Annotated in this window: 8 protein-coding genes; 4 read left to right on the top strand and 4 right to left on the bottom strand. The window is 74.6% G+C overall.

The features are described from left to right. The first annotated feature begins 122 nt into the window (after positions 1 to 122). Positions 123 to 590: an SRPBCC family protein gene (locus HCN51_RS35250; protein WP_168015642.1), complete on the top strand. Its 468-nt coding sequence runs from the start codon at positions 123 to 125 to the stop codon at positions 588 to 590. A 46-nt stretch (positions 591 to 636) separates the two neighbouring features. On the opposite strand, the gene HCN51_RS35245 is transcribed toward HCN51_RS35250, so the two are convergent. Beyond that, positions 637 to 2154 carry an alpha/beta fold hydrolase gene (locus HCN51_RS35245; protein ID WP_168015640.1) on the bottom strand — a complete coding sequence of 506 codons (1518 nt, stop codon included), beginning with the start codon at positions 2152 to 2154 and terminating at the stop codon, positions 637 to 639. 218 nt (positions 2155 to 2372) lie between these two features. Here HCN51_RS35245 and HCN51_RS35240 point away from each other — a divergent pair, with 218 nt between their 5' ends. Continuing rightward, positions 2373 to 3548 (top strand): sensor histidine kinase, encoded by a 1176-nt coding sequence (locus HCN51_RS35240; protein ID WP_168015638.1) that lies wholly within the window; start codon positions 2373 to 2375, stop codon positions 3546 to 3548. An 11-nt stretch (positions 3549 to 3559) separates the two neighbouring features. Next, a complete protein-coding gene (locus HCN51_RS35235) occupies positions 3560 to 4204 on the top strand; it encodes a LuxR C-terminal-related transcriptional regulator (protein ID WP_168015636.1) in 645 nt (214 codons plus the stop codon). 10 nt (positions 4205 to 4214) lie between these two features. Here the strand turns inward: HCN51_RS35235 and HCN51_RS35230 are convergent, their stop codons facing one another. Both HCN51_RS35230 and HCN51_RS61630 read right to left on the bottom strand, forming a co-directional pair. Beyond that, positions 4215 to 4574 (bottom strand): barstar family protein, encoded by a 360-nt coding sequence (locus HCN51_RS35230; RefSeq protein WP_168015634.1) that lies wholly within the window; start codon positions 4572 to 4574, stop codon positions 4215 to 4217. A gap of 11 nt (positions 4575 to 4585) precedes the next feature. After that, positions 4586 to 4999, bottom strand: a complete 414-nt coding sequence (locus HCN51_RS61630; RefSeq protein ID WP_168015632.1) for a ribonuclease domain-containing protein — start codon at positions 4997 to 4999, stop codon at positions 4586 to 4588. A gap of 154 nt (positions 5000 to 5153) precedes the next feature. On the opposite strand from HCN51_RS61630, the gene HCN51_RS35220 reads away from it, so the two are divergent. Then, entirely contained in the window at positions 5154 to 5957 is an 804-nt protein-coding gene (locus tag HCN51_RS35220) for a class I SAM-dependent methyltransferase (protein WP_168015630.1), read from the top strand. Here HCN51_RS35220 and HCN51_RS35215 read toward each other — a convergent pair whose 3' ends face one another. Beyond that, positions 5958 to 7190: a cytochrome P450 family protein gene (locus tag HCN51_RS35215; protein WP_168015628.1), complete on the bottom strand. Its 1233-nt coding sequence runs from the start codon at positions 7188 to 7190 to the stop codon at positions 5958 to 5960. Positions 7191 to 7213: the final 23 nt, after the last annotated feature.

The following is a 7213-nucleotide window of genomic DNA, read 5'->3' as shown; positions in this document are numbered from 1 at the left end:
CCGCGCCGACCCCCGCGCCGACCCCGCGCCGACCCCCGCGCCGACCCCGCGCCGGCCCATCGCGCCGGCGCGAGGCCGGGGGCGGGCCGGACCCGTGGCAGGCGCGTCGTTAGGATCCGGGTGTGTCGCGTTTCGAGGTGACGACGCTCGTCCCGGCGCCGCCGCCGGTCGTCTTCGACGTGTCCCTGTCGGTGGACGTGCACACGACCTCCTTCGGTCACACGGGCGAGCGGGCGGTGGCGGGCGTCACGTCCGGGACGCTCGCCCTGGGCGACCAGGTGACGTGGCGCGCCCGCCACTTCGGCATCACCTGGCACCTGACCTCGGTCATCAGCGTCTGCGAACGCCCCTCGTTCTTCGTGGACGAGCAGGTGAGAGGCCCGTTCCGGCGGTGGCACCACGCGCACACGTTCCAGGCGGCGCACGACGGCGCCGCCACGCTGATGACGGACGTCGTCGACTTCGCCGCCCCCGTGCCCCCGCTGGGCACGCTCGCCGACCTCCTGGTGCTGAAGCGCTACCTGAGCAGGCTCATCCTCCTGCGCAACGCCCACATCCAGGCCGTCGCCGCCGCGCCTGGCCAGCGCTGAGGCACGCCGGCCCGGCAGCTTCATCCGGCGGGCTCATTCGGTGGGCTCATTCAGCGGGGCAGATGGTGCCCGGCGCGGGCAGCCGCAGCTCGGTCAGGTACGCGGTGGCGTGCGCGATGGGGCACTTCCTGCCCGACAGGTAGAGCACGTGCCCCGGCCCGTCGTACCCCACGGTGACCGACCCCGGCACCATGCGGATGAACCGTTCGGTCCAGGAGAAGTCGCCTTCGAGGGCGCCGGCCCCGAGCATCGGCGGCAGCCCGCGCACCTCCAGCGGGCGCGGCGGGTTGGCGACCGGCTCCGGCCAGCCGATGCAGCCCACCTGGTCGAACGCGGCCCCCGGGAAGCTCGGCGCGACCTCGCGGACGTCGCGGCGGTACTGCCGCAGTTGCGCCCAGCCGGTGTAGCCGCGCCCGTCGCCGCAGCTCATCGCCAGCACCACGGGCGTCGCCCACGCCCGCGTGTTGCCCAGGGCGAAGTCGGCGAACCCCGACCCGTCGCCGTGCCGCGCCTTGTCCGTCCATTCGGCCAGCGCCAGCCAGCGCGCGTGATCGGGGCCGGGGTCGGGGACGAAGCCGAAGTTACGCAGGTGCCAGCCGGTCAGCTCGCCCTCGCCGAACTGCTGCGACGTGACCGGGATGGGCTTTCGGTCGGCGGCGCGGGTGAGCCGGCGCCAGACGTCCGCGGCGTCCTCGCCGTGCAGCGCGCACGCGGGCGTCGCCGCGCACCAGCGGCCGAACCGCTCCAGCGCCTGCTCCGAGCCCGCGCGCGTCACGAGGTTCACCATGGGCCAGCCCTCGGTCTGGTTGACCACCCCGTCCAGGTACATGGCCCTGATGCGCTGCGGGAACAGCCTGATGTACGCGGCGGCGACCACCCCGCCGTAGGAGTTGGCCATGAGGCTCAGCCGCTCCTCGCCGAGCGCCCGGCGGACGGCCTCCATGTCCCTGGCGATCGACAGCCCGTCCAGGTGGCCCAACAGGCCGGTCGTGTCGTCGGCGCGGCACGCGGCGAACGCCTTCGCCATCGCCGCCGCCACGGCCTCGTAGGCGCGGCGGTCGCGCGGGTCGCGCAGCGCCACGCCGGGCTCCCAGCAGGACGGGGCGGCGGTCGTGCCCCAGACGGTGCTGCGCGGCCGGTAGGCGACGAGGTCGAAGCGGCGGCGCAGCTCGGTCAGGTGGGGAGCGGCCAGCTTGAGGTCCTCGATGCCGTCGCGGCCGGGGCCGCCGGGGACGCCGAGCACGCTGCCCACGCGGGCGGCCGGCTCGGTGGCCCGCAGCCTGGCCAGCTCCAGCCTGACCTGCTTGCCGCCCGGCCTGGACCAGTCCACCGGCACGTCGATCGCCCCGCACTCCATGCCGGCGGGCACCCCCTCCCCGCCGCACGCCCGCCACACGACCCCCGCCGCGCCTTGAGCCGCGAGCGCCTGGGAACCGAGCCCCTCAGCCGCCCCCGTCGGCGCCGCCCCCGCCCCCGGCTCTTGAGCCGCCGCAGGGGCCGGGCTCAGCCCCATCAGGGCCGCCATCACCAGCGCGCCCGCCCAGCTCACGGAATTGCGTAACATGTCGGGACTCCTCTCCTCGGAAGCGATCACCAGAGCCACCCTCACCCGCGCCACCGCCGCCGCACCACGCGGACATCCTCCGTACCGGAGGGGGACAACCCCCGGGGGTTCACCGGGTGGCCCTCCCCGAGCCCGTGCGTCAGCCTGGTCGATGAGGAGAGGGGAGCGGACAGGTGCGGATCTGGCGCGAGCTCGGCTACACGGTGACAGTGCCCTTCATGGCCGCATTCGGCCTGGCCCATCTGCTGGCCGTGCTGGTGGGCGTGCTGGCCTCGACGTACGTGGTGGGCCTGCCGCTGCTGGCGGGCTGTGTGGTGGCCGCCAGGAGGCTCGGCGCGGCCAACCGGGCCCTGGCGCGGACGCTGGCGGGCACGGACGTGCCGGCCCCCGCCCCGTACCGCCCGGGCCGTGGCCTGCTGGGCCGGCTCGGCGCGGCGCTGGGCGACGTGGCCGGCTGGCGGGCGATCATCCACGCGGTGGTCCGCCTGCCCGCGGCGGCGCTGGCGTTCGCGGCGGCGGCCGGGACGTGGGGGCTCGGCCTGGTACTGCTGGCGTGCCCGCTGTGGTGGCAGCTCCCCGGCGTGCCGGGCCCGAGCGGCTGGGCGGGCGCGCTGCTGCTGGCGGTGACGGGCGGTGGGCTGCTGTTCCTGGCGCCGTGGGCGGTGCACGCCGCGTTGCTGCCGGAGCGGATGCTGGTGCGCACGCTGCTCGGCCCGGCCCCCTCCCAGGCGCGCATCCGTACGCTGGAGGAGACCAGGGCGCTGGCCGTGGAGGACGCCGCCGCCGCGCTGCGCCGGGTGGAGCGGGACCTGCACGACGGAACGGCCGCCCGGCTGACCGCGCTGGCCATGGCGCTCAGCATGGCGAAGGAGGAGCTCGACGAGGCGGCGGGCGGCGACCCGGACCGGCTGGATCACGCCCGCGCTCTGGTCGACGGCGCCCACCGCGGGGCGAAGGAGACCCTGTCGGAGCTGACGGACCTGATCCGCGGCATCCACCCGCCCGCCCTCGACAAGGGCCTGGAGGTGGCCCTGGCCACGCTCGCCGCCCGCAGCCCGCTGCCGGTGGACCTCGACGCGGAGCTGTCCGCCCGCCCGTCGCCGGCCGTCGAGACCATCGCGTTCTTCTGCACCGCCGAGCTGCTCGCGAACGTGGCCAAGCACAGCGGCGCCAGGCAGGCCGCGATCAGGCTGCGCGCGGAGGACGGGCGGTTGCGCCTGCGGGTGTGGGATGACGGCGAGGGCGGCGCCGTGGTGGCGGACGGCACTCCGGCGGGTGGGTCGGGGCTGCGCGGCCTGGTCGACCGCGTCCGGGTGGTGGACGGGGAGCTCGCCGTCCACAGCCCCGCCGGAGGCCCTACGGTGGTCTGTGTCGATCTGCCCCTGCGTGCGTGAACGGACGGCCCATGCGCATCGTGATCGCCGAGGACGCCGTGGTGCTCCGCGACGGCCTGTGCCTGCTGCTCGGCTCGCGCGGCCACGAGGTGGCGGCCGCCGTGGGCGACGGTGAGGCGCTGGTGGCGGCCGTGGCCGAGCATCGTCCCGACGTGGCGGTGGTCGACGTGCGCATGCCGCCCTCCCGCACCGACGAGGGGCTGCGCGCGGCGATCAGGATCCGCCGCGACCATCCGGACCTGGGGCTGCTGGTGTTCTCGCAGTACATCGAGACCCACTACGCCGCGCGGCTGCTCGCCGGCGGCGCCCGGGGGATCGGTTACCTGCTCAAGGAGCGCGTGACCGACGTCAAGGACTTCCTGGCGGCCCTCGAGCGGATCGCGGCGGGGGAGACCGTGCTCGATCCCGAGGTCGTCACGCAGATCATGGGGGCGAGCCGGCGCGGCGACGCGCTGGCGCTGCTGACGCCGCGCGAGCGCGAGGTGCTGGCCATGATGGCGCAGGGCCGCTCCAACAGCGCGATCGCCGAGACCCTGTTCCTGTCGTACGGGTCGGTGGAGAAGCACGTCACGCAGATCTTCACCAAGCTCGGCCTGGCCCCGTCCGACAACGACCACCGCCGCGTCCTGGCGGTCCTGCGCTACCTCCAGGGCTGACCGCGCGAGCTCACGACAGGGCGGCGCCGACGCGCTCGCGCAGCGCGCCCTCCTGCTCGGCGCCGGTGCACAGCGTCACCGTCAGCCCGTCGTGGGCGGCGTCGGCGAGCACGGTCAGCAGTGTGGCGAGTTGCTCGGGCGGCTCACCGGCCAGCAGCTCCTCGGCGTGCTCGACGACGAGCGTGACGGCTCCGATGTCGCGCAGGCAGTCGGTGAGCGCGTCCCAGTTGCGGCCGAAGTAGCCGGGGAAGCTCAGGGCCCGCGCCACCTCGTCGAAGAAGGCGGCGCGGGTCCGGCACGCCCGCCCGTCCACGACCCGGCCGGTGGTCACGGTGAGCCACGGGGGCAGCGAACGCGGGGCAGACATCATGAACGTTTCCCTCAGAGGCGGTAGAAGTCGGTGTAGTGGTTGGGCGAGAACCAGGCGGCGCCGGTGCTGCGGTTGACGACGATCCGGTACGCGTCGCGCGCGGCTCCCTGGGCGCGGGAGTACACGTCGTACTCGTAGTAGGTCGCGTTGACCGGCAGCTGCCCCTCGCGGTTGTAGTGGCGCCCGCCGGTGTAGTTGTAGCGGCCGTCGGGCCATGAGTACCAGCCGGCGGTGGTCGGGTAGCCCTTGGAGGCCCAGATCTGGCGGGCCGAGCGGGCGTCGGCGCAGCGGGAGATCGTGCACGAGCCGTAGACGGCGGCGTCGGCGGGGGTGACTGCGGCCAGCCCGACGAGGGAGGCGAGGGCGGACAGGACGACGGCGAGCCGTACCGGCCAGGACGGGCGGGGGCGCGGTGGTGCGGGCACGGTGCCTCCTTGCGGAAGGGGGGGTGACGAACACGGTCATGATCTCCGCTCGTGTCCTGTCAGGAAAGGTGGCGTCCCCCAAGAGAGGGTGAACAGTTCGTGGAGGGACGCTCGCGTGTTGACCATGTGGGCGCGTGCCCACTACGGTGGGCGCATGCCCACTACACCTGCTCAGCAACCGCATCAGGCCAGGAAGATGGCCGAGTCGTTCGGCGTCGACTCCGATCGTTACGACCGCACCCGGCCCCCGTACCCCCAGGCGATGGTGGATCGGATCCTGGCCGCCAGCCCGGGCCGCGACCTGCTCGACGTCGGGTCCGGCACGGGCATCGCCGCCCGGCAGTTCCAGCGGGCCGGCTGCACGGTCCTCGCGGTCGAGCCCGACGAGCGCATGGCCGCCTTCGCCCGGCGCACCGGCGTCGAGACGGAGGTCGCCAGGTTCGAGGAGTGGGACGCGGCCGGCCGCACGTTCGACGCCGCCGTCGCCGCGACCGCCTGGCACTGGATCGACCCCGACAAGGGAGCCGCCAAGGCGGCCGAGGTGCTGCGCCCCCGCGGCCTGCTGGCGGCCTGCTGGCATGTCTTCCAGACCCCGCCCAGTCTGATGCGGGCGCACAACGACGCGCTCAAACGGGTGCTGCCCGACTCCCCGTTCGCCGACCGTCCCGCCACCATGTCCGCCATGGACGGCTACCGGCCGATGTTCACCAGCGCCGCCGACGGGATCCGCCGGTCGGGCCGGTTCGGCGAGCCCGAGGAGTGGACGTTCGCCTGGGAGCGCGTCTACACCCGCGACGAATGGCTCGACCAGCTCCCCACCTCGGGCGTCCTGACGCAGCTCGCTCCCGACCAGCTCCAGGAGGTGCTCGCGGCGGCCGGCGCCGCCGTGGACGCGATCGGCGGCTCGTTCACGATGAGCTACACGACGGTCGTGGTCGCCGCCGTCCGTACCGCCTGATCACGACAGCACGACGGGCAGCGCGCGATGCCCGTTCGAGATGAACGACTCCAGCGGCAGCAGGTCGTCGGGCCGTGCCGCCAGCGTCAGGCCGGGGAAGCGGCCGAAGAGCGCGGGCAGCGCGATCGTGGCCTCCAGCGTGGCCAGCGGGGCGCCGAGGCAGCGGTGCACGCCGTACCCGAAGGCCAGGTGCTCCTTGGAGGGGCGGGTGACGTCGAACGCGCCCGCGTCGCGCCCGTGCACCAGCGGGTCGCGCCCGGCGGCGCCGTAGCAGCCGAGGATCGGCTCGCCGGCGGGCAGCACGAGGCCGCCGCCGAGGTCGATGTCCTCGACGGTGAAGCGCAGCGGCAGGTTCGCGATCGGCCCCTGGTTGCGCAGCGTCTCCTCGACGACGTCCTCCCAGCTCACGCGGCCCGCCTGGACGAGCGCGAGCTGGCCCGGGTGGGTGAGCAGCGCGAAGATCGCGTTGTCGATGAGGTTGACCGTGGTCTCGTGCCCCGCGCTCAGGAACAGGATCAGCGTGTCGACCAACTCGTGCTCCTCCAGCGGCGCGTCGTGCTCGTCGCGGGCGGCGATCAGGGCCGACGACAGGTCGTCGCCGGGGTGCGCGCGCTTGTCGGCGACGAGCCCGCGCAGCACCTCTTGCAGGTGCGCCAGCACCTCGGCGGTCTCCGCGGCGGGCCGCCCGACCTGGAAGAAGGAATCGGCGCAGCGGCGCACCTCCTCGCGGGTGGCCTCGTCGGCGACGCCGAACAGCTCGCAGATCACCTGGATGGGCAGCGGGTACGCGTAGCGCTCGCGCAGGTCCGTCACCGTCGACGGCGGCACCTCGGCCAGCTCGTCGAGCAGCTCCGCGGTGATCGCCTCGATGCGCGGCCGCAGCGCCGCCGTGCGGCGGACGGTGAACGCGCTGGAGACCAGGCCGCGCAGCCGCCGGTGGTCCGGCCCGTACGCGGTCAGCATGTTGCGGACGGCCACCCACGCGAACAGCGGCCACTCGGGGGAGATCTCCCCCTTGATCCAGGCCGGCCAGTGCAGGTAGGCGTCCTTGGAGACGCGCGGATCGGTGAGCAGCCGCCGCAGCAGCGCCTGGTCGCTCACCGCCCACGCCACGACGCCGCCGGGCAGCTCGACGCGGGTGGCCGGCCCGAGCGCGCGGATGCGCTCGCCCTCGCCGTGGATGTCGCGGCCCGCGGGGTCGATGACGAACGGCCGTGCTCCGGTGCCATCCATGGGGCTCTCCCGGCTCGTGGGGT

The sequence above is a fragment of the Nonomuraea composti genome (genome assembly GCF_012034275.1).
GTDB lineage: Bacteria > Actinomycetota > Actinomycetes > Streptosporangiales > Streptosporangiaceae > Nonomuraea > Nonomuraea composti.
Note: the sequence above shows the minus strand (reverse complement) of the source record. Positions and strands in the feature narration are given on the sequence as shown.